This window comes from Aquirhabdus parva (assembly GCF_003351745.1).
Taxonomy (GTDB): Bacteria; Pseudomonadota; Gammaproteobacteria; order Pseudomonadales; family Moraxellaceae; genus Aquirhabdus; species Aquirhabdus parva.
This window is the reverse complement of record NZ_CP031222.1, coordinates 3,494,277-3,517,437: the sequence shown is the minus strand read 5'-3', so window position 1 is coordinate 3,517,437 and position 23,161 is coordinate 3,494,277. Positions and strand designations below refer to the sequence as shown.

The window sequence follows — 23,161 nt, the reverse complement described above, 5'->3', positions numbered from 1 at the left end:
AAAAATACAATACATCAATTACGGATTAAAGGTTAAGCGTGCGATTAAGCATTCTGCACGATCTTTTCAGCGTCCGAAACGGGCACAGTACGCCAGCGTTCAAGATATTCGCGGAAGCTGATCGTATCGCTATTTTCGATGGCATTCTGTTGTATTCTTGATTGTTTTGCGAACTCTGCGTATTCCGCTGCAACCGATTCCGATAGAGGAAGATTTTTAAACTGGGTGCCGTATTGTTGAGCCAGTTCATAGCCAAAGCGCCAGATGCCTTTGGATTCAGTCTTGGCCAACACGCGTGCCGACAGAGTTTGCTCAGGGTGATCCAGGCGGGTTTGCATAACCTTCAGGCTGTCTTGATAGTCACTCCCGCCGTGTGCACTATCCAATAGTGCGGCGACAGGCAGCATGGCACTTAAGTGCTGTGCAACCCACATGCTAAATACTTCTTCACCCGTTGCTGTTTCGACAGTTAGACCTGCCAGACGTCCTTGATCCACGACGCGTGCTTGATTACGCGCGATGCGTTCTTCTTCACCAAACAGCAAGAGCGGGCTTGGCGAGAGCAGGCAGTACAGCGCAAGTACTTCTAAGAAGCTGGCGGTCGCCAAGCTGATCCCGACATCGGTAAATGGATCAAGATCCACGGCGCGCAGTTCGACATAAGCCACACCGCGTGCTGCTAATGCAGCAGAGGGAGTCTCACCAGCTTCAGCAATCTGCTTAGGGCGGATCAAGCTGTAGTATTCATTCTCTAGCTGTAGGATATGGTCGTTAATTTGCAGCGGTTGACCTTGTGCATCATCCAGTCCAAGCGCAGTAAATGGCGGATAGACATCGCCAATGGCGCGCTTAAGGCCTGCAACATAAGCCCGCAAACAGTTATAGTGAATGCCGAGACTGCGCTGTGCATTGTTTTGATAGCCCAGCTTGCCCATTCGTAACGCTGTGGCGTAAGGCAAGTACAAGGTGCCATCCATCAGTTGTTGTAAATGATGTTCACGGCCTTTCAAGAAGCAAGCACAAACCGCAGGGCTGGCGCCCAGCAAATAGATCACCATTGGCGTCATGCGGATGAAATTTCGAATCAAGCCAAAATATTTTTCGCTGGCAAAGTCTTGTAGGGATAAGGGTGTAGCTGATGGCGGAGTGCATTCGGCATCATACGTTGGGTTGGTGTTGACCGGATGCAGCGCCAGTTCTTGCTGCCAGGCTTGCCATAAGGTATTGGGGAAGGAGAGATTGTAATGAATCCCGGCAATGGTCTGCATACGACGACCATAGCGTACACCCAAGCCTCGGCGATAGAGGGTTTTGAATTTTCCCAGATTCGATGAACCATAGGCGGCTAAACGGATCTTTTCCTCGTCTTTATCCAGCATACACGGCATGGATAGTGGCCAGAGGGTTTCTCCTTCAGGCAGTGCTTGAGCGGTGACCTGATGCAAATCGCGTAGACAATCCAAAGCGGCTTGCGGCGTGTCGCAAGGCGGTGTAATGAGCTCCAGCAAGGCTTCAGAATAATCCGTGGTAATCCGTGGATGAGTGAGCGCGGAGCCCAGTTGTGCAGGATGATCGGTCTGTGCGACATGACCATCGGCTTGCATGCGCAGCGATTCTTTTTCGATACCGCGTTTCATGCCTTTGAGGTGTTCAGGCTTTAGCCACTGGGGAATAATCGGTGATTGTTCTGTGGTGGTCTGATTGGCCATCGTTTCACTCATTGTGGTTCACTCATCGTGTTCATGGATATCGTCCAGTCTGGTCTGAGTCAGACCAATCGGATCATGCATGCCTGTAGGCAAAGGTGAAAGCATTCAATCGCTTCGGATAAAAGGACTTATGCGACTGTTATCAAATCGTTTAAACATCTAGAACTGCAAAGCATATTACACTGGCGACTTTACGGATAGTCTCAAACGTGCGTACTACATGGTTTATTTTGAGGCGACAAGAATGAATGCAAGGGAGTGCGTATGAAAATAGAGAGCGGTGTTTATTGATGAAGGTGTTTTAAAGAAAGTTTAGCCTCACCAAAATGATGAGGCTAGACGTGATGAAATTTGACGAAGTATTAATTGGCGTTTGACGCATTGCCTTGGAAGATATTACCCAGCCAAGACATGATGCGGTTGGCATCGCCTGTGCGTCCTTGTGAGGATTGCGCATCCATCAGCACGATTACAGTCGGACGTTGGTTAACACGAGCCTGCATCACCACACAGCGTCCTGCTTCACTGATATAACCAGTCTTGGATAGACCGATATCCCACTGTCCTTCACGAACTAAGGCATTGGTGTTGCGTGCATGCAGGATGCCGTTGTCATTGAAGAAATCGTGCTCAGCCGTGGTACTGAAGCGGCGAATTACTTCATACTCATAAGCGGCTTTCACCATTTTTGCCAAGTCGCGCGGTGAGGCTGAATTACGGTTATCCAGACCTGTGGGATCACCAAAAAAAGCGGTGTTCATGCCCAAAGTCTTGGCCTTGCTGTTCATATGCGCCATAAAGCTGGTGCGACCTTGACTATAGGTGCGTGCCAATGCCGCAGCGGCGGGATTCTCAGACTTCATCAGTGCAAGGAGTAAAACTTCAGCACGGTTATAGGTCTGGAAAGGACGCAGACTGGAACTGGCTCTTTTCGGGCCTTCAAAGTCTTCAGGCTGCAGGGTAATTTTTTCATCCATCGGCATGCGTGCATCCAAGGTGACCATCGCGGTCATCAGCTTGGTGATCGAGGCCATCGGGCGGACGAGGTCTATATTTTTACCATACAACACTTCGCCAGTATTACTATCCATCACCAATGCAGCATTGGCATTCAATGACAGTGCCGTTTGCGTATCACTGCTATTGCCGGTGACTTTATCGCGTACGCTTTCGATCAGTCCAGATAGCGATCCAGATCGGCTGACCGGTGCTTTGGGCAGGGTGCGGATATCGACCGTTAGACTGGCTGGCGGTGAATCATCGTCTTCATCGCTGTCATTATGCATCAGACGACTGGCGCGACTATTGGAATCATTAGACCATGTGATCTGGCCATTGTTCGCAGCAGTCGTTGGATGGACTGTACTTTGGCTAATCTGTAAGTTGGCGTGTGCTTGTGCTGCAAAGAGCCAAGAGATCAGCCCCAGAGTCACAGTGCCACGAAGTAACGGGCGCGTGATTTGACCACGATCAATGATTTGATCAGCAATACTGCCCGGATGTGTTGCTGCATCATGCAATAAAGGAGTGTTCATGGGCTTCAATTCCTTGCAAAAACATCATCTATAGGTCGCCGCATATTTGATCTGCTCATACTCTATAGATTCCGTCTAATCAATTAAAAACAAGTGCCTAGCACCAGAAAATGCAGTATGAAGCCCGACAGAATAGGGGCTTCCATTCATGTACACTGCTGGTGAGGTGTATAGGTTACGTCATCAGATTATGTTGTGATCCATCACAAAAAAAACGCTGAACGCACGCTGCGCTGCCTTACGTTTTTTGCTGCCGCCTCCGCGGGAGAGACGTTTAATCAGTATTGTTACATGAAGCACTTTTACATAATGTTTGTTTCATGAAACAAATCGCATCTAATGCTGCTTAAATAGCATACAAGTGAGCCGAATATCAACTACAATCTGCAAAATAATACATCATGAAATGATTTAACCCGATGACATGTAAACGTAGGGCCATGAATTGTATCGTCGCAGTACTTAAATCATGCGGATTAAGTCAGCGATAGCATAGATAATTGATCAATGGTGGTGCTATATTGCGTCTGGGATAAACAAAGAAATCCGATTAGAACAATAATTTTTTGAAACAGCCGATTTGTTCACAATGGACCGTCTTAACAGGGTCATTTTGATCAATACAAGCTCATCAAAAATGGCGGTATTTGAAAGTCATGCAAATGGAGAGGCACAATTGATCAAAGTTTTAGTGGTAGATGATCACGAACTGGTACGCACTGGCATTTGCCGGATGCTGGTGGATACCCCAGAGATTCAAGTGGTTGGTGAGGCGGAATCTGGTGAACAGGCTATTGAGCTTGCGCGTCAGCATCAACCTGATGTCGTGCTTCTGGATGTCAACATGCCTGGGATTGGTGGCGTAGAAACCACACGGCGATTGATTCAATCGGTTACAGGCATCAAAGTCTTGGCGGTCAGTGGACTCAGTGAAGAGCCATATCCTTCTTTATTACTCAAAGCAGGTGCCAGTGGCTATATCACCAAAGGCGCACCGCTTGATGAAATGGTGCGTGCCATTCGTAAAGTCATGCAGGGTGGCAAGTATTTCAGTGCGGATATTGCTGAGCAGTTAGCGTCGAGCTATTTATCCGATCAACAAAACTCTCCTTTTGATTTATTGTCTGAGCGTGAAATGCAAGTCGCCATGATGGTGGTGAACTGTGTGAGTGCGCAAGAGATTGCCGATCGCTTGTTCGTCAGTGTCAAAACGGTAAATACCTATCGCTACCGCATTTTTGAGAAACTTCAGATTGATAGTGATGTGAAACTGACCCATCTGGCGATGCGCTATCGGTTAATCACGCCGTAAGCATTATGTCGGACTTGATTCTATTGTTCATTCTTCGGTGATGTCTATGCCGCCTGCAAGCGCGCCTCAACAGCGTATCAACGTTATTTATGCCTGTTACCGGATAGCGCTGTCATTCTTCTTGATCATGCTGTTTCTGCTGGCGCAAAACAATTCGATTCTCGGTGCAAATGACCCTGAACTGTATCTGCAAACCATTACCAGTTATTGCGTTGCGACACTGCTGGGCTATTTGTTACTGCGTTACTGGCCCGTCTATGAGGGTACTCAGCTTTTTTTAATGCTGGTGATCGATGTCACTGCGATGACCTTGATGTTGTATGCCAATGGTGGACCGAGTCTGCAATTGTCTATGCTGTATCTGGTGGTGGTGATGGCGGCGAGTGTTTTGCTCACGCAAGGCCGTGCGATGGTGATTGCACTGCTCGCAGCACTCGCTGTCATTTACCAGCAGTTGTACTTTTCCTTACTGCAAGGCAGCCAGTTGCAAATGGCCAGTTCCGTTGGTCTGCTGGCGGTCAGTTTTGTGGCGACATCCTTGCTGGGGCAGTTGATCACGCGGCGTCTGCGTGTGGTTGAGCGAGAGGCGGAGATCCAGAGCGAGCATGCGGCCCAGTTTCAGGCGATCAATCAGCATATTATTCAGCAGATGCATACGGGGATTCTGGTACTGGATCAGTTTCAGGACATCATGCTGATCAATGATGCTGCGCGGCAATGGCTACATCAGCCCGATGCAGAAAAAGGCTGGACTCTGTCGCAATTGTCCACAGTATTGGATCAGCAGATTAATGCGGCATTGTCCCGCGAACAATTTACGCCATTTATCATGGTTGCAGATGAAAAAAGCGTGGCGCTCAGCGTGCAGTTGATCACCCTTGATCAGACCGTACTCAGCCAACACATCAAACCCATGCAAACCGCACCCACTGTGGTGATTCTGGAAAATCTCAGTCGAGCCAATCAGCAAGCCCAGCAATTAAAACTGGCGTCACTCGGACGTTTGACCGCAAGCATCGCGCATGAGATTCGTAATCCTTTAGCAGCGATCAGTCAGGCGGGTGAGCTCTTGACCGAGACGATCACCCAGCCCGATGAGCGCGCACTGTTGGCCATGATCCAAAAGCAAAGTGTGCGCCTCAATCGCATGATCGAGGACATCCTGCAATTGTCGAGACGTAATACCTCCCAGCCGCAAACGATTGAGCTGCTGGGGTGGTTAAGTGAGTTCTGTCGCGATTTTGTCCCCAATACCACCGAGCGCATCAATTCACAGACCTATAGTGCGGAGCAACTGCGTATTAAGCTGCTGGATCCTGAGGTTACGCAACTGCATGTCAGCTTTGACCCGATGCAACTGGAACAGGTCGTGACTAATCTGGTCAATAATGGCTTGCATCACGGCAGTAAAAAGCATGAGCAGCCCAAAGTCTTGTTCCGAGTCAAAACCTTAGAGTCGGGCTTGGTGATGCTGGATGTGGTGGATCAAGGCGGGGGTATTCCTGCGCATGTGGCAAGTTCTTTATTTGAGCCGTTCTTCACCACAGAGTCGGGGGGAACAGGATTGGGGCTCTATCTGTCGCGGGCATTCTGCGAGGCCAATGGTGCGTCCTTATGGTGTGTGCCACAAGAGAAAGGCGCATGCTTCCGCATCTCCTTTGGGGTATAGATTTACAAGTGACGCATAAAAAAAACCTACGCGAGTAGGCTTTTTTTTTATATGCAGGTTGGGCTACTTAGCGGAACTTTAAGGTCATTAGGCCTAATAGCACCAGCATGATGGTAATGATCCAGAAGCGCACGACCACACGGGTCTCAGGCCAGCCCAGCTCTTCAAAGTGATGGTGCAGCGGTGCCATACGAAACACGCGTTTCTTGCGTAGTTTGTAGGAACCGACTTGCAGCACAACCGAGATGGCTTCGGCAACAAACAAACCACCCATGATCGCCAGTACCATTTCTTGACGCACCATGACCGCGATCACGCCAAGCATCGCACCCAAGGTCAGCGCGCCGACATCGCCCATGAAGACTTGTGCGGGGTGAGCGTTGAACCAGAGGAAGCCGAGCCCAGAGCCAACCATTGCCGCACAGATCACGACCAACTCACTGTTGTCCGCAATATAAGGGATATGCAAATAATGAGAAAATCCAACATTACCAGATAGATATGCAAAGACCCCAAGACCGGCCGCGACCAAAACCACAGGCATAATCGCTAGGCCATCCAGACCATCGGTGAGATTGACGGCATTACTGCTGCCCGTAATCACCAAATACGTGAAGATAATAAAACCTGCACCGAGAGGAATGTAGTAGTTCTTGAGGAAGGGGAGCAGCAGATCGGTTTGGGCTGGGGATTTGGCCAGATAGAACAAGGCGACTCCCGCACCCAAAGCACCTACCGAGGTCCAGAAGTATTTTTTCTTGGCGGATAGCCCTTTGGGGTTTTTATGCTTGATCTTGAGCCAGTCATCCATAAAACCTACGGTACCAAAAACCACCATCACACCAAGCACAATCCAGACATAGGGATTAGACAGGTTACACCATAGCAAGGTGCTCACCGCGATACTGAATAAAATCAGGATCCCGCCCATGGTGGGGGTACCAGTTTTGACCAGATGGGTTTGTGGGCCATCGTTCCGCACGGCTTGACCATATTTCAGGGCATGCAGACGGCGAATCATGGCGGGACCAATCAGTAGGCTTAAACCTAAGGAGGTCAGGATGCTAAACACGACACGAACTGTTAAATAATCAAAGACTAAAAAAGTACGTTGGAATTGCCCCAAAAAATTAAACAGCAAAAGTAACATTAGCGTGTCTCCGTTACAGCGGGGTCGGTTGTCAGGTGCTTGGGCGAGGTCGCCAAGTCATGCTCTTGTTTTAAGTCTTGTTGTAGACGCTCTTCATTTAAGAACGTCTCAAGAGAAGTGATGAGTGTTTCCATCTGCGTGGAACGTGATCCTTTAAACAGGATTGTAATCTGGGGCTGTTTGGCATCGCGCTGTTGCTGAAGCCATTGGGTGAGAGCAACAAAGAGTTGATCTTTACTGGTAAAGGCTTGCGTCTGAACAGGACTGCCTTGAATATCGGTAGTCGTATCTTGGGCAAATTGACCGACGGCAAACACGGCATCCAATGGCAGCTTGGCGAGATCGTGACCGAGCAGACGATGCTCACTGGCCGCACTGTCACCGAGCTCTCCGATATCGCCCAATACCATGAGGCGCGCGCCTACCTGTGCGGTGAGAACCTGAGCCGCTGCACGCATTGAATGTGGGTTGGCGTTATAGGTGTCATCAATCAGGGTCAGTTGGGTATCGGTCAAGCTATGCTTGATAAAATTCAACCGACCTTTAGTGCTTTGTGCCTCTGCCAGACCTGCGGCAATGGTGGTCAGCGGTATATTTAACGCCTGTGCAAATGCGGCTGCGGCAAGAGCATTTTCAACATTGTGCGCACCAGCGAAAGGCAGGTGGACCGTAATGCTCTGCTGATCAGTCGACAGTGGGGTATTTAAGGTAAAGATACTGGAGGTCGGTAGCAACTGGATATCGCTAGCATAGACGTCGCTGTTGCTGGCATCTCCGCCAAAGCGAATGGTTCTAAAGGATTTTGCTGCTTCAGCAATAACATCATGAAAATCCCCTTGCGCGGGGATAATAGCAATGCCATCACGATCTAGGCCTAGAAAAATCTCTGATTTGGCGCGGGCAATGCCTGCGCGTCCGCCAAATTCGCCGACATGTGCGGTGCCAATATTCAGTACGCCAGCCACATGGGGTTTCACCATGGTGGTGGTATAGCCGATTTCACCCAGATGATTGGCGCCAAGCTCCATGACTGCGTAATGATGCTGTGGCGTCAGCTCGAGCAGCATCATGGGAACACCCAGATCGTTGTTCAGATTACCCCGAGTGACCAATACCTCCGCGCTACTTGAATGGGCGCGCAGGATACTGCCCAGCATTTCTTTCGTGGTGGTTTTGCCACTTGAACCAGTGAGTGCGGTGGTCTGCAGTGCTGGGAAAGATGCCCGTCTTGCTGCACCTGCACGACCCAAGGCGAGACGCGTATCATCGACCAGCAGTTGTGGTACGGCAACATCCGGAATCAGGCGTGAGACAATCAGTGCGACTGCGCCCTTGGCAATAGCATCCTGTGCAAAGTCATGTGCATCAAAGCGTTCACCGATCAGCGCTAGAAATGCATCCTGTGCCTGAATTTGACGGGTATTGGAAATAATACGAGCGATTGAAGGAGTATGATCTGGCTGTAGTCCATGCCATGTGCCGCCAGTCGCTGCTGCGAGTGCTGTAGCCGTCCAAAGCGGCAAAGTATCTGGTGGCGTTGATAAGTCTGTCATGTAAAATCAATCGTCTTAAAAAGAATAAAAATATCTGAATCGCTGTTATCTAATCGCTTTGAATTGTCCTTGATTAGCCCTTATTTTGCTAGTCTTGGGGTGGACGTCTTCTTGCGTATTTTGTGATTTTATCGATTCAGGCTTTATATCATGGTTTAATTTTGAGTCGCATCTGATGTGCTTGGCAATGCAAGCAGGGCTTGTCGGGCCTGAGCCAGCTCGACGGCATCATCAAACCAATGGCGGACACCATCGATTTCTTGATAGTCCTCGTGGCCTTTTCCGGCTACAACAACCGCATCTCCAGCATGACTGTCCCGTACGGCCAACTGAATGGCTTGCCGGCGATTAGGCTCAACGGTAATTCGTGCAAGCTCTGCTGCACTTAAGCCATGTAGCATGTCGGCAATAATCGCATCGATGGCTTCTGTGCGCGGATTATCCGAAGTGACGATGACTCGATCCGCAGCCTCAAGTGCTGCGCGGGTCATCAGCGGTCGTTTGCCGCGATCTCGATCCCCGCCGCAGCCAAAGACACAGGTGAGTGAGCCAGCAGTATGAGGTCTGAGGCTTGCCAATACTTGGGTGATGGCATCGGGCGTGTGGGCGTAGTCAACAATCAACAGCAGCGACTCATCTGCAATCAGTTGCATCCGCCCCGCCGCACCAACGATCTGGGGTACGGCGCTGACGATTTCCGGCAGCGTTAAACCCAATGCCAAAGCACCAGCCACTGCCGCCAATAAGTTGGCAACATTGAAACGACCCAGCAGGGGGCTATGTAGTGTGACTATCCCAAAAGGCGTCTGCACCTCAAGGATGGCGCCTTTGAGACTAAAGGTAGAGTTTATGATGTAGAAATCAGGTTTGCTTTCCGCATTTGATAGGTTGGTGGCGTAGCGCCAGACCACAATATCGGCCGATAAGTGACTGAGCATGCGTTCGCTGGCAGAATCGTTGGCATTGATGACCACGTATTTCAAATCGGGAAAGTGCGCCGGATCAAAAAGAATCGCCTTTGCTGCGGCATAGGCTTCAAAGGTGCCGTGGTAATCCAGATGGTCACGTGTCAGATTGGTAAAGATGGCGACTTCAACGGGGGTGGCTGCTAAGCGACCTTGCTCTAGACCATGAGAGCTGGCTTCCAAGCAGGCAAAGACTGCGCCTTGCTCCGCATAGTCATGCAGTTTATTTTGCAGTTGCAGGGCGTCGACGGTGGTGTGGCTGGACGGTACGAGATTGGGCAGGATACCGTTGCCTGTGGTTCCGAGTACCGCACTGCGTCGTCCTGATAAGGTCAGGAGCTCGGCCAGTAGTCTGGTCACGGTGGTTTTGCCATTGGTGCCCGTCACGGCTGCAACCCGAAGCGGGGTTTGCACAGGGCGCGTCAATTGGTTGAAACGTTTACTGATGGCACCGATATGCTGACGCAAATGAGGGACGTAGATGATTTGTGACGCCTTCAGACCCAAAATATCGGGTTTAACCTCGGATAAGACTGCCCCTGCACCGTGATCTAGTGCGCTTTGAATAAACGTTGCGATCTTGCTGTGCAAGCTTTCAAGGGTGGCGCCGGGTGCAGTGCCTTTGATTGCGAAGAACAGCGTACCCGCTTGAACCTGACGGCTATCAATCGCCAAGGATTGAATACGGACTTTGGCGAGTTCCGGGTTCAAAGGTTCTGACAAGAGGCTCGTCTCCAGCAGCGCGGAGAGGGCTATCCCTTCAGTAGTCGCGGTCTGATGTTCTTGCTTCTGGACCTCATTACTCATCATGTTTTCCTTTTCATTCATCCGATCATTACACGATGATTGCTATGCTGACTTCCCAGCATTACTTGCCCGCTTTTTTGTCGACAGCCAGTGATTTATCCATGGGGACGTTCATGAGGCGTAAGGATTCGGTCATGATTTTGGCAAAAATCGGCGCAGCGACCAAGCCACCATAATATTGCCCAACGGGGTTTTCAACCACGACTGCGATGACGATGCGCGGATGGCTAGCAGGGGCTAGTCCGACAAATAATCCGCGATATTCGGTTTCAGAATAGCCTCGACCATCGGGACGCAATTTATGCGCCGTTCCGGTTTTACCCGCAACGCGATAGCCTGGAATCGCAGCTTGTTTGGCAGTACCACCCGGTGCGGTTACCCCTTCCATCATGGTGATGACTTCAGAAGCAATTTTCTCATCAAACAGACGTTTACCCGGTGCGGTTCCCTCCACTTTGCGCAAGGTGACGGGGTGCTGAACTCCGCCTGCTGCAATCGTGGCGTAGCCTTGAGCCAATTGGATGAGACTCACGTTAATCCCGTAGCCATAGGACATGGTGGCAACTTCGGCTGGATTCCACAGTTTTTCAGGCAGAATCAAACCGCGACTTTCACCGGGAAAGCCGAGTGTAGTTTTTTTACCGAATCCAATGCGCTCATAAAAAAGCGGCAAGGTATTGCTGGGGAGTGACAAGGCGATCTTGGCCGCACCCACGTTACTGGATTTAACGATGATGCCTTTTAAGTCCAGCATGCCGTTGTTGCCGTGGTCATGGATGGTATGACCGGCAATGGTCAGCGAACCCGGTGAGGTGTTAACCTGCGTGTAGGGCTGATATTTGCCGGATTCCAGTGCTGCCGAAATCGTAAACGGCTTCATGGTCGAACCCGGTTCAAAGCTGTCGATCACCGCACGATTCCGCATGGCGTCTTTGTTGTTCAAACCATCGGGATCGTTGGGGTTATAAGACGGCCAACTGGCCATGGCGAGCACTTCACCCGTTTGTGGGTCGAGCGCAACCGCGGTAGCCGAGCGGGCATTATTGGCGATGCCTGAAGCGGCAAGCTCGCGATACATGATGTACTGAATACGCCCGTCGATACTGAGTTTGACATCTTCACCCGGACGTTCTGATTCGATCAGATCCACATCCTTGATGCGATTACCTTGTTTGTCATGCATGACCCGCATTTTGCCATCATGACCCGTCAATGCTTCATCAAAATTGGCTTCAAGACCTTCAATCCCTTTGCCTGCACGGTTAGTGAGTCCGAGGATTTGTGCATTAGGCTGGGCTTGCGGGTAGTAACGCTGATAATCGGTTTGTTTGTAGACTGACTGGAATTTGCGAGACATTACCACATCCGCATCTTCCGGGCGCATCTGGCGTTTGAGTGACAGATAGCGCGAGCGGGGTTTACTTTGGATTTGGGCATTCAACTGATTGGGATCAATTCCGACTGCCAACGCCAGTGCACCCAGATCAAAGTTGGTCTTGGGCAGTTTCAGTTTTAACGATTTACTATTCGGGTCTTTACGCAGTTTGGCTTGCGTATCTTCCATCTCGGCTTTTTGTTGCAAGTATTCTTTCGGGTCGAGCCACAGCGTGGTCAACGGGGTGCTGATGGCGAGGGGCGTGCCAAAACGATCAAGGAGCATGCCGCGGTGGGCGGGGATGGTGTCCACACTCAGGACCATCGCATCGGCTTTGGCTTGCAAGAATTTGTGCTGCACGACTTGGAGTAGAAACGCACGCCCCAGAACGAGCACAAAAATGAGGATCGTAACACCCCACAGAATACGAAATCGCCAGCTGTCCCGCTCAACGGTTGAACGCTGTGAAACACTGCTGGGGCGATTGGCGGTGCGCCGTGATGCGGCTACAGGTGATTTCATGGCAGGTCTCCTTGCGCTGTGGGCTGGGGAGACTCTGGCGGCAAGTTTGATGCGGCGGCGGATTCCGGTGCGGCAACGACTTTACTGTCTGGGTTGGAGAACTGTGCAGTCGTCTGTGCATTGTGATCGGTCATGTCCACGGTCATGACTTGACTGGCGGGCGGTGAAAACATATGCAGGTAAATCACCGCACGACTGCCGATCTGGGTCGTAGCGCCAAAGGTCTGCTGTTCAATCAATAAACGACCCCATTCCACTTCGAGTTGATCACGCACTTGCTTGGATTTTTGTAAAATCTTGAATTCTTGACGAGTCGCATGGACTTGAAACGCCACACTCAGCGCGCTGCCGATGATCCCTGCAACCAGTAACGACACTAACACGGCATCGAATAGGGCAATACGAGGCTGATAAACTGCATTCGCAGGCGTCTTTTTGGCAGGGGTGCTAGGATTCGTCGGCATAGGGCGTGCTGTACTCATGTGATCGCCTCATCGGTGCGTTCCGCGACGCGTAGCCAAGCACTGCGTGATCTTGGGTTAGCATCAACTTCGGCATCGGAGGGCGCAATACGTGCAATTTTCTTTAACGTTTTGGTCTTCGTGATCAGCGGCATCGGTGTCCAGCTTGAGTTTTCGATACTGGCGGTAGAGGCAAGCTGTATAAACTGTTTGACGCGGCGATCTTCCAGCGAGTGGAAGCTGATCACGGCAAGGCGGCCACCCGCAACTAAACTCTCCACTGCTTGCGGTAAAAATAAATCTAAATCGGCCAGTTCTCGATTGATCACAATGCGGATCGCCTGAAAACTGCGTGTCGCAGGATGTTTGTGCTTTTCCCATTTGGGATGGGCGACTTTGACCACTTCAGCCAGTTCGGCGGTGGTTTCCATGCGACCTGCGAGTTTAATTGCGCGTGCGATGCGTCTGCTATGGCGTTCATCACCATATTGATAGAGCACATCGGCAAGATCAGATTCTTCAATTTGCATGAGCCAATCAGCAGCAGTGATGCCTTGACTGTTGTCCATCCGCATGTCGAGCGGGCCATCATTCATGAAGCTAAAACCGCGTTCCGCGACATCCAACTGTGGGGATGACACGCCCAAATCCGCCATGATGCCATCGACATGTGGAATGCCGAGTTGTTGGAGTTGTGCTTTTAGGTCGGAGAAACTCGCATGAATCATCGTTAAGCGAGGATCAATCGCAGCTAGGCGTGCGCCTTCAGCCTGTGCATCGGGATCTTTGTCGAAGGCCAGTACACGACTGTTTGCATCCAGTTTTGCCAACAGTGCACGTGTGTGTCCACCACGTCCAAACGTGGCATCCACATAGATGCCGCTGGTGCGATGAGCCAGCAGGGCATCAATGGTTTCATGGAGTAACACAGACAGATGGGCGCTTGACTCGCTTGATGTCGTCGTTGCCGGTGTTGTTGCCTCTGTCATGCGGTTGTCTTACCTTTGAGAAAAATGGTGTGTGACTTCAAGTCAAGGGGCGAAATCGCGCCACGAATACCTTGACCCTGTGATGCGGATCACGATATTGCATGACCCATGATAACGAATGTGCACGGATGAGTCTCCGTATCATGTCACACAATCTAGCATTATCGCAGCGACAGATGGTGCGTCAAGACACTTCCGTTAAAATTGCGCGTTAAAAATTGATTGCATGTTTAAAATAAAATGCACTAGCATGCTGGGATATCGATATTCATCGGGGATATCGTCTATTGCCTGATCATTGGGTGATGCTATCCCCATAGCCGTTTCATGTGCGCACAAGTAGATGTGTGCTGGCTAAACTCTATTTTGAAAGGATTCTCTTGTGACACGTCCTATAGCGCTGATTGTTGATGATGAAGAAGATTTGCTGACGCTGATGCGCTTGACCTTACTGCGCATGGGTGTCGATGCAGAGACGGCATCGACCTTGAAAGATGCCCAACGCTTATTGAAAAAACAGAGTTTTGATTTCTGTCTCACCGATTTGAATTTGCCTGATGGCAGTGGCCTCAGTCTGGTCAGTGACGTTGCGCGTGATTATCCCAATATGCCGATTGCTGTGATTACCGCCTATGGCAGTATGGATGTAGCGATTGATGCCTTGAAAAAAGGTGCATTTGATTTTGTCAGCAAGCCGGTGGAATTGGCGCGGTTGCGTGTGTTGGTCGAACGGGCATTGCAAGTTAATGCGCCGTCAGCTGCGGCCAATGAAGAAGCGCAACTCAGTGAGAGTTTGCTGATCGGTAAGGCGCCGGTCATGCTGGCTCTGCGCACTACTCTAACCAAGCTGGCCCGTTCACAGGCACCCGTCTATATCAGTGGGGAGTCGGGAACGGGTAAAGAAGTGGTTGCGCGCCTGATTCATCTACTCAGTCCACGTAGTAGCGGTCCTTTTATCCCCGTGAACTGCGGTGCGATCCCTGCAGAGCTGATGGAAAGCGAATTTTTTGGTCATAAGAAGGGCAGCTTTACTGGCGCGACTGAAGATAAACTCGGTCTGTTTCAATCGGCCAATGGCGGCACTTTGTTTCTGGACGAAGTTGCCGATCTGCCTCTGGCGATGCAGGTCAAGTTGCTGCGTGCTATTCAAGAGAAGAAAGTCCGTCCGATCGGTACCCAGACCGAAGTTTCGGTTGATATCCGTTTATTGAGTGCCACGCATAAGAACTTACAAGCACAGGTCAATGCAGGCGGCTTCCGTCAGGATTTGTTCTATCGGATTAATGTTATTGAAGTTCAAGTTCCGCCACTGCGAGATCGTGGCGACGATATCTTGCTACTTGCAGATACCTTCTTACAGCGTTTATGTGCAGACTGGGGCATTACCCCGCCCAAAATTTCCAAAGCCGCACAACAGCAATTACTGACCTATGCCTTTCCGGGCAATGTGCGTGAACTGCAAAATACGCTGGAGCGCGCACTGACGTTATGTGATGACGGTATGATTTTGCCTGAGCATTTGAAATTGAATGCCGCGTATCAGTTGGCTGACACTGGGCGCGTTTCCGATGTAAGTGATTCCTATATTTCGAATCTATCGAGTCTCAGTCAGGTATCAACGGGCAATGCGGTCTACGGCAGTGTGCCTGCCGCCGCGATTTCCGCGATCCCATCGTTAAAAAATCTGCCGCCGGAAGGTCTCGAGGTTTATCTGCAAGATATAGAGCGCCATATTATTCAGCAGGCGCTGGATGCCAGTTTGTGGAATCGAACCGCCGCAGCCAAAAAGCTGGGCATGTCTTTCCGGTCACTACGCTACCGGTTGAAAAAGCTGGGTCTGGGCACGGATCTTGATAAAGACGATATCGATGACGAAGAAATCCAAAGCGCCTAATTTCGGGCTTGCACGAGCGTTTGCTGCTGGTCGAGGGATCGGCCTTGCTTTGATGTTCACCCTGACGGCCTGCCAAGCCCCACAGCCGATGACAGCAGACCAGCAGTTGCATCAAGGGCTAGGGTTTGCCCAATCAGCGCATATCGATTCTGCTGAACACTTCTTGAAAAATGCGCTTCACGGTTATACCGAAGCGGGCGATGTGATCGGTCAGGCCAAAGCCAATTGGGCTCTGGCTGAACTCTATAAATCCAAGCGCTATCAAGATTTACAAACCCCGCCTGCCACCACCGAAGCCTATCAGCGCTCGGCTGAACTTTTTCAAACCGCCGCAGAACTGTATGAGTCGCAAGGGCGTACTGCGCTTGCGGCATCCGCACATATGGGTGCGGCCAATGCCCAACTCCTGGCGAATCAGATTGCGGCGAGCTGTGTGCAATACCGTCAGGCAGAAAGCCTTGCCCACTTGCCTGCAACCCGTCTGGATGCGGCTGCTTCGGCAAAGCTGGATGAAAATATGAAGTTTTTAGCGGATCTGGCAATCGTCTGCGCGGCGAACCCGCTGTAGATCACGTTGGTTGTAACAGAACGACTACCCTTATCTTTGGTTATTATTCAACGTTTTCAGTGACAGGCTGCGTATTGTTGCTGCGGACTTTGGGTGCGCCCGTGAGACTCATCGTTTTGCCATTGGCCATGTTTGTAGGGGCGAGTTTGGGCAGCGGTTTGGCGGGTTCGTTGGCTTTGCTATCCGTTGTTTTGCTGCCATCAGGCACCACATTAAGCTTGAGCGAAGTGGCGAGCGTGTTGATGACTTGTTGCAACGCAATGTCTTTGGGGTCGATGATATCGCCCGTACTCTTAATCGGTTTGGTTTCGGCTTCTGGGATCATCACATCGGGGTCGATACCCGTACCCTCAATCATGCGGCCATTGGGCGTAAAGTAGCGTGACACGGTCATTTTGATCGCGCGTCCTTGGCCGATCGGCCAGATCTTTTGGACCGACCCTTTGCCGTAACTGGTTACGCCAAACACTGTGGCGCGTTGATGATCGCGCAGTGCGGCAGTCAATACCTCTGCTGCTGACGCGGAATAGTGATTAATCAGAATATATACGGGGATCGCAGGATAGCGTTCTGGAGTCACCACCCGATAATATTTTTCAGGTTCACCGCGACCTTGGGTGTAGACGATGAGTCCGTCATTCAAGAAATAGTTGGCGACTTCAATCGCAGAGGTGAGTAGACCACCCGGATTATCGCGTAAGTCGAGCACAATGCCTTTTAACTTGCCAGATTTAAACAGCGGATCAAGGAACTCGCTGATCTGCTCGCCAGTCTGCGTTTGGAAGGCACGGAGCTGTAAAACGGCAAGACCATTAGGCTGGATAAAGGTTTTGACTGCATTATCTTCTGGGATGGCCAACAGCACGCGAATGTCACGCGCATGGCGTCCAGGCTGCATGACCGATAAACGCACCGCGCTATTACGCGGACCTCGCAACTGTTGTTCGATATCACTTTGGCTCAAGGTCTTGACGCTTTTCCCTTCTATTTTCAGTAAGATATCGCCGACCTGTACGCCTGCTTTGGCGGCGGGGGAGCCTTTAGGCACTGCAGTAATTTGCCACTGCGGCGCGCTTTGTGTGCCGACGGGTGTGGTTTGATCGGTGTTCTCTGGGCTGTTGACGGGACTGATGCTAAGGCCTGTTTGTCCAATCTCGCCATCGGTAAAATCGACGATGGCATCGTAGGTTTTTGCATCTAAATAATCAGAGTAAGGGTCAAGCTTATTGAGTAATCCGCTTAAGGCATTATCAAACAGTACATCATCACTGACCGGTTCCACGTAGTTTTGGCGTACTTTTTCATAGACATCGACAAAGCGGCGCATGGCATCAATCGGCAGAGGCTGATTGTCCACGTCGGTGTTTGAAGAGATTGGTGTTGTGGTGGTGGTCGGCGTTGCGGGTGCTGCGAATGCCAGATTAAAAGTCGGGATGAGCGAGAGTGCAAGGACGAGTTTCAACGCACTATGCTTTGCGGGCACCGTGTTGACGGGGCTTACAGACGTCAAATATTGTTCATTGGATGGCGTTAAATCATTCACATCGAACAAAATCATGGATAACACTCATCCCAAAAAATGAATAGGGTCGACATCCTCTCTAAACGCAGGTCATCCCCAAGGTTTTTATATTGTGTGCATGGGCGCTGGTATACAACAGCATGCGACCCTTGGAGCTTATGCCTAAATCGTATTCAATTTCAATGCGTACTCTGCAATCAAAACAATTTAGGCATGTTTTATGGTCATATTCACACGGGTGTGAGGAGTGTCTTTCCGGTCATTTCAGCAGGGATGGGCAAATGCATCAGGGTCAGAATAGTCGGTGCTACATCCGCAAGAATACCGCCCGTGCGAACCTGAACTTGCTCATCTCCAACATAAATTAGCGGGACATGTTCGGTGGTGTGCTGGGTATGCACCTGACCACTGTCATAGTCCATCATCTGCTCGACGTTACCGTGATCGGCCGTGATCAGCATATGACCGTGCGATTTGATCACGGCATCGTAGACACGACCTACGCAAAGGTCCAAGGCTTCAACCGCTTTCACGGCTGCGCTAAACACGCCGGTATGACCGACCATATCACCATTGGCAAAATTGACGATCAGCACGTCATACGCGCCGGATTCAATCGCGGTGACCAATTCATCGGTGACTTCAAAAGCACTCATTTCAGGCTTGAGGTCATAGGTGGCGACATCGGGTGATTTGATCAGGATGCGTTTTTCACCATCATACAAATCTTCACGACCGCCACTGAAGAAGAACGTGACATGGGCATATTTTTCAGTTTCGCTGATGCGGAGCTGAGTTTTGCCGAGTGTAGATAAGTATTCACCCAATGAGTTATGAGTTTCCAGCGGCAGATAAGCAATCGGTGCGTTGATCTTGGCCGAGTAACGGGTCAGCATCACGAAGTTGGCAAGCTGTGGACGTGCTTTACGGCTAAAGCCAGCAAAGTCATCTTCAACAAAAGCACGGGTGAGTTCACGCGCGCGGTCCGCTCGGAAATTCATAAACACGACACTGTCGCCATCTTGGATATGAACAGGAGCGCCAATGCTGGTTGGTTTGACAAATTCATCTTTTTCATCCGCCGCATAGGCCAGCTCAAGTCCAGCTTCGGCGGTATCGGCATGGCGGGTTGCGACGCCTTCGGTCAAGAGACGATAGGCCAATTCAACACGATCCCAACGTTCATCGCGATCCATCGCATAGTAGCGACCACACAAGGAAACGATACGCGCTGGATGTTCAGGGGTTGATACTGCATCCAGTACCGCTTGCATCTTGGCCAGTGATTTATCCGCACTTTTTGGCGGGGTGTCGCGACCATCCAAGAAGGCATGGACATACACGGTTGCGCCGCGCTGTGCAGCCAACTGACACATGGCGACGAGGTGATCTTCATGCGAGTGGACACCGCCATCAGATAGCAAGCCCATCACATGTACGGCGCCTTTGTTTGCCAAGGCATCATCGACTGCTTTGGTGAGCACTGGATGTTCAAAGAAAGTCCCTTCGCGGATATCTTTGGCAATGCGGGTGAAGTCTTGGTATAGCACTCGTCCTGAGCCCAGGCTCATATGACCGACTTCTGAATTGCCCATTTGACCATCAGGCAGACCGACGTCTTCGCCAGAACCTGAGATTAAACCGTGGGGGTGTTTGGCTTTGATGGCATCAATATGGGGTGTTTTTGCTGCGAGGATGGCATTGTCTGCGACCTCATCACGATGGCCAAAGCCATCTAAAATCACCAAGACATGCGGAATTTTTTTAGTTTTTGTGGTTTCTGTATGGGCTTCAGGTTTCGTTTCTGTGGTTAAGGCAGCAGTCATAACTAGGCTCTAATAGGACTATCAAAAAATATTCAGTCGTCATCATGCGCTGAAAGGTGATACTAAAGATCATTCATAAGTGGTGCTATTTTACGCTAAGCCGATGCAGATTGGGTAAAGTTCGTCGGTTAAAGAGTTGTAAATGAGAAAACCTCTCGAATCGAGGTGATTTAGGTCGCTTACACTCCCGTTTTGTGTGAAAAAACTGCTAAAATGCCGCGTCCTATATTTAGCCCGAATAAAGCGCCCTTATGACCAGTCCCGCCGATAGCACCACTCCCGCAACGACCATCACCAAAGACCGTATCCTGATTCTTGATTTTGGCTCGCAATACAGCCAACTGATCGCACGTCGTGTGCGTGAAGCAGGCGTGTACTCTGAGATGTATGCCTATGATATGGATGAAGCGGATATCCGTGCTTTCAATCCAAACGGCATCATTCTGTCTGGTGGTCCTGAGAGCGTGACCGCAGATAACAGCCCACGAGCGCCTGAAGTGGTCTTCAATCTCGGTGTGCCTGTACTGGGGATTTGCTACGGCATGCAAACCATGGCGGAGCAATTGGGCGGCTCGGTTGAAAATGGTCTGGTGCATGAGTTTGGGCGTGCAGATGTTAAAATTGAACAAGCCGATGGCCTGTTTAAAGATATTCAAGACGAGCCAAACACATTGCATGTGTGGATGAGTCATGGTGATAAAGTGAATACTTTGCCACCGAGCTTTACCGTAAACGCCAGCACACCGACCTGCCCGATTGCAGCGATGAGCGATGAAGCGCGTCATTTCTACGGCGTGCAGTTCCATCCAGAAGTGACACATACCAAGCAAGGCGAAGCGATTCTAAAGCGCTTTGTCATCGACATCTGCGGCGCGCACGGTCTGTGGACACCTGAACATATTATTGACCTGCGTATCGAACAACTCCGCGCTCAGATAGGCTCTGAAAAAGTACTCTTGGGTCTGTCTGGCGGTGTGGATTCTTCTGTGGTTGCGGCGCTCTTACACCGGGCGATTGGCGATCAATTGACTTGTGTGTTTGTGGATAATGGTCTGCTGCGCCTGAACGAAGGTGATGATGTCATGACCATGTTCGCTGGCGATCACGGTATGAAAGTGATCCGTGCTAATGCGCAAGATCGCTTCTTGTCAGAACTGGCTGGTGTGACTGATCCAGAAGCCAAACGTAAAATTATTGGTCGTGTGTTCATCGAAGTCTTTGCCGAAGAAGCGCGTAAACTGGATGGTGTGAAGTTCCTCGCACAAGGCACCATTTATCCCGACGTAATTGAATCAGCAGCAAGCAAGCAGGGCAAGGCGCATGTGATCAAGTCACATCATAACGTGGGCGGTCTGCCAGCGGATTTGAACTTTGACTTGGTTGAGCCGCTGCGCGACTTGTTTAAAGATGAAGTGCGTAAGCTGGGTACTACATTGGGCTTGCCGCATGCAATGATCTATCGTCATCCTTTCCCGGGTCCAGGTCTGGGTGTGCGCATCTTGGGTGAAGTTAAACAAGAATACGCAGACATCCTGCGCCGTGCCGATGCGATCTTTATGGAAGAACTGCGTAAGAGTGGCTGGTACGACAAAACGGCACAAGCCTTTGCGGTATTCCAACCCGTGAAGTCGGTTGGTGTGGTGGGTGATGGCCGTCGCTACGCATGGGTTATCGCGCTGCGCGCTGTTGAAACCATCGACTTCATGACCGCACGCTTTGCCCATCTGCCTTATGATCTGGTTGAGCTGATCAGTAACCGCATCATGAATGAAATCGCTGAAGTCTCCCGTGTGGTGTATGACGTGTCGAGCAAACCTCCGGCTACTATTGAATGGGAGTGAGCTAGGGATTTCTGGAAGCGCTGCTTCCAGCCTAGCGAACGCCAAAGCGGTGCAACGCTTTGGCTATTTTGGGATTTCAAGCGGCGCTGCCGCTTGCCAAATTTACGCCAAGGGCTATGCCCGCGGCAGGGTGTCTGACGCTCAAACTGCAATGAATGGGTTTCAAGACGCATTGCTTCTCACCTTCAAACATCAAAAAAGCCCGCATCATGCGGGCTTTTTTTTTTTACTGTCCTACAGGTGGCTGCCAAAGCTCCACCTTATTCCCTTCCGGATCAATCACCCAGGCAAACTTGCCATATTCGGATTCGTCAATCTTCTCCAGCACATTACAGCCTTCTTCACGTAAAACCTTCACCAGTGCGTGGAGATCTTCTACGCGGTAGTTGATCATGAAGGGGGCGACGCTGGGTGCAAAGCTATCGCTATCCAACGAACCAATCGACCAGACGGTTGATCCAGCAACCGGTTGACCTTCATCGTCTGTCCATGTGAATGCTGTGCCACCCCACGCTTGTACATCGATACCGAGGTGTCGTTTGTACCAGCCGCGTAGGGCTGCTGCGTCTTTGGCTTTAAAGAAAATACCGCCGATGCCAGTCACACGTTTCATGAGAGTCTCCAAGATTGAAGGGTGCTATCAATACAGTGTAGATCAAATTAAAGACAAAATAATGTCGGTTTTATACGCTATCTTTTAAGCCAACCCACCATTTGCCCGCAGCACTTGCCCATTGATCCAGCCACCATCGGCACCCGCCAAAAATGCTACTACACCGGCAATATCTTCAGGCTCACCCAGACGCTCCAGCGGTGGCATTTTGGCAAACTCTTGAATGAGTTCGTCACTCTTGCCGGATAAGAACATCTCGGTGGCGACTGGTCCCGGTGCGATGGCATTAACCGTGATATTGCGCCCACGTAATTCGGAAGCCATCACTCGAGTCAACTGTTCGACAGCGGCTTTAGATGCGATATACAAACCATAACCTGGACGCGCAATGGCTATCGCACTGGTGGAAAAGTTAATGATGCGACCAAAATCGCGTAAGCGTAACGCCGCTTGTTGCATGGTATTCAGCGTGCCCAGCACGTTAATGTTAAAAGTCTGATGATAATCCTCATCACTTGCCGCAGCGATGGTCGCTAGGTGAAAGACACCTGCACTATTCACGAGAACATCAACTTGTCCAAAGGCATGCTCAGCCTCGGCAAATAAACGGATGCAATCGTCTTTTTTAGACACATCGGCTTGAACGGCAATCGCTTGGCCGCTTTGTTCATGAATTTCAGCGACAACCTTATCCGCTTCTTCCTGACGCCCAGCATAGTTGACCACGACAGCATAGCCTTCTTGCGCCAAACGCAGGGCAATCGCACGACCGATGCCACGGGAGGAGCCAGTGACGATAGCCGTTTTGAGCGTATTAGGGGTAGACATGAGAAATCCTCCTTGAGGTTGA

Annotated in this window: 16 protein-coding genes and 1 pseudogene; 5 read left to right on the top strand and 12 right to left on the bottom strand. The window is 50.6% G+C overall.

The window, feature by feature from the left end; translation table 11 throughout:
* Positions 1 to 44: 44 nt before the first annotated feature.
* Together gshA and HYN46_RS15890 are read right to left on the bottom strand one after the other, a co-directional pair.
* Positions 45 to 1,721, bottom strand: coding sequence for a glutamate--cysteine ligase (gene gshA, locus HYN46_RS15895; RefSeq protein WP_228254834.1), 1,677 nt, complete (start codon positions 1,719 to 1,721; stop codon positions 45 to 47).
* 350 nt (positions 1,722 to 2,071) lie between these two features.
* Positions 2,072 to 3,244: a serine hydrolase gene (locus HYN46_RS15890; protein WP_114900299.1), complete on the bottom strand. Its 1,173-nt coding sequence runs from the start codon at positions 3,242 to 3,244 to the stop codon at positions 2,072 to 2,074.
* Between the two features lie 676 nt (positions 3,245 to 3,920).
* On the opposite strand from HYN46_RS15890, the gene gacA reads away from it, so the two are divergent.
* Both gacA and HYN46_RS15880 read left to right on the top strand, forming a co-directional pair.
* Positions 3,921 to 4,556, top strand: coding sequence for a response regulator transcription factor GacA (gacA, locus tag HYN46_RS15885; RefSeq protein WP_114900810.1), 636 nt, complete (start codon positions 3,921 to 3,923; stop codon positions 4,554 to 4,556).
* Positions 4,557 to 4,602: 46 nt separating this feature from the next.
* A complete protein-coding gene (locus tag HYN46_RS15880) occupies positions 4,603 to 6,225 on the top strand; it encodes a sensor histidine kinase (RefSeq protein WP_162818266.1) in 1,623 nt (540 codons plus the stop codon).
* 67 nt (positions 6,226 to 6,292) lie between these two features.
* On the opposite strand, the gene mraY is transcribed toward HYN46_RS15880, so the two are convergent.
* From mraY to rsmH, 6 genes and pseudogenes are all read right to left on the bottom strand, one after another.
* Positions 6,293 to 7,375: a phospho-N-acetylmuramoyl-pentapeptide-transferase gene (gene mraY / locus HYN46_RS15875; protein ID WP_114900297.1), complete on the bottom strand. Its 1,083-nt coding sequence runs from the start codon at positions 7,373 to 7,375 to the stop codon at positions 6,293 to 6,295.
* A 110-nt stretch (positions 7,376 to 7,485) separates the two neighbouring features.
* Positions 7,486 to 8,928, bottom strand: a pseudogene (locus tag HYN46_RS15870) (UDP-N-acetylmuramoyl-tripeptide--D-alanyl-D-alanine ligase); the annotation flags it as partial.
* A 155-nt stretch (positions 8,929 to 9,083) separates the two neighbouring features.
* Positions 9,084 to 10,703, bottom strand: a complete 1,620-nt coding sequence (locus tag HYN46_RS15865; protein ID WP_162818265.1) for a UDP-N-acetylmuramoyl-L-alanyl-D-glutamate--2,6-diaminopimelate ligase — start codon at positions 10,701 to 10,703, stop codon at positions 9,084 to 9,086.
* A 58-nt stretch (positions 10,704 to 10,761) separates the two neighbouring features.
* Positions 10,762 to 12,597: a peptidoglycan D,D-transpeptidase FtsI family protein gene (locus HYN46_RS15860; RefSeq protein WP_114900294.1), complete on the bottom strand. Its 1,836-nt coding sequence runs from the start codon at positions 12,595 to 12,597 to the stop codon at positions 10,762 to 10,764.
* Entirely contained in the window at positions 12,594 to 13,079 is a 486-nt protein-coding gene (locus tag HYN46_RS15855) for a cell division protein FtsL (RefSeq protein ID WP_228254833.1), read from the bottom strand. The genes HYN46_RS15860 and HYN46_RS15855 overlap by 4 nt, the downstream gene beginning before the upstream one ends.
* Positions 13,076 to 14,047: a 16S rRNA (cytosine(1402)-N(4))-methyltransferase RsmH gene (gene rsmH / locus HYN46_RS15850; protein WP_114900293.1), complete on the bottom strand. Its 972-nt coding sequence runs from the start codon at positions 14,045 to 14,047 to the stop codon at positions 13,076 to 13,078. The genes HYN46_RS15855 and rsmH overlap by 4 nt, the downstream gene beginning before the upstream one ends.
* A 382-nt stretch (positions 14,048 to 14,429) precedes the next feature.
* On the opposite strand from rsmH, the gene HYN46_RS15845 reads away from it, so the two are divergent.
* Both HYN46_RS15845 and HYN46_RS15840 read left to right on the top strand, forming a co-directional pair.
* Positions 14,430 to 15,941, top strand: a complete 1,512-nt coding sequence (locus HYN46_RS15845) for a sigma-54-dependent transcriptional regulator (protein ID WP_114900292.1) — start codon at positions 14,430 to 14,432, stop codon at positions 15,939 to 15,941.
* Entirely contained in the window at positions 15,916 to 16,509 is a 594-nt protein-coding gene (locus HYN46_RS15840; protein WP_114900291.1) for a hypothetical protein, read from the top strand. Before HYN46_RS15845 ends, HYN46_RS15840 begins: the two co-directional genes overlap by 26 nt.
* Positions 16,510 to 16,552: 43 nt before the next feature.
* Here HYN46_RS15840 and HYN46_RS15835 read toward each other — a convergent pair whose 3' ends face one another.
* Complete coding sequence (locus HYN46_RS15835; RefSeq protein WP_114900290.1) at positions 16,553 to 18,067, bottom strand: S41 family peptidase; 1,515 nt, start codon at positions 18,065 to 18,067, stop codon at positions 16,553 to 16,555.
* 194 nt (positions 18,068 to 18,261) lie between these two features.
* Positions 18,262 to 19,857 carry a 2,3-bisphosphoglycerate-independent phosphoglycerate mutase gene (gpmI, locus tag HYN46_RS15830; protein ID WP_114900289.1) on the bottom strand — a complete coding sequence of 532 codons (1,596 nt, stop codon included), beginning with the start codon at positions 19,855 to 19,857 and terminating at the stop codon, positions 18,262 to 18,264.
* Positions 19,858 to 20,108: 251 nt separating this feature from the next.
* On the opposite strand from gpmI, the gene guaA reads away from it, so the two are divergent.
* Positions 20,109 to 21,698, top strand: a complete 1,590-nt coding sequence (gene guaA / locus HYN46_RS15825; RefSeq protein ID WP_114900288.1) for a glutamine-hydrolyzing GMP synthase — start codon at positions 20,109 to 20,111, stop codon at positions 21,696 to 21,698.
* Positions 21,699 to 21,924: 226 nt separating this feature from the next.
* Here the strand turns inward: guaA and HYN46_RS15820 are convergent, their stop codons facing one another.
* Both HYN46_RS15820 and HYN46_RS15815 read right to left on the bottom strand, forming a co-directional pair.
* Positions 21,925 to 22,311, bottom strand: a complete 387-nt coding sequence (locus HYN46_RS15820; RefSeq protein ID WP_114900287.1) for a VOC family protein — start codon at positions 22,309 to 22,311, stop codon at positions 21,925 to 21,927.
* Positions 22,312 to 22,395: 84 nt separating this feature from the next.
* Positions 22,396 to 23,139: an SDR family oxidoreductase gene (locus HYN46_RS15815; RefSeq protein ID WP_114900286.1), complete on the bottom strand. Its 744-nt coding sequence runs from the start codon at positions 23,137 to 23,139 to the stop codon at positions 22,396 to 22,398.
* Between the last annotated feature and the right edge of the window lie 22 nt (positions 23,140 to 23,161).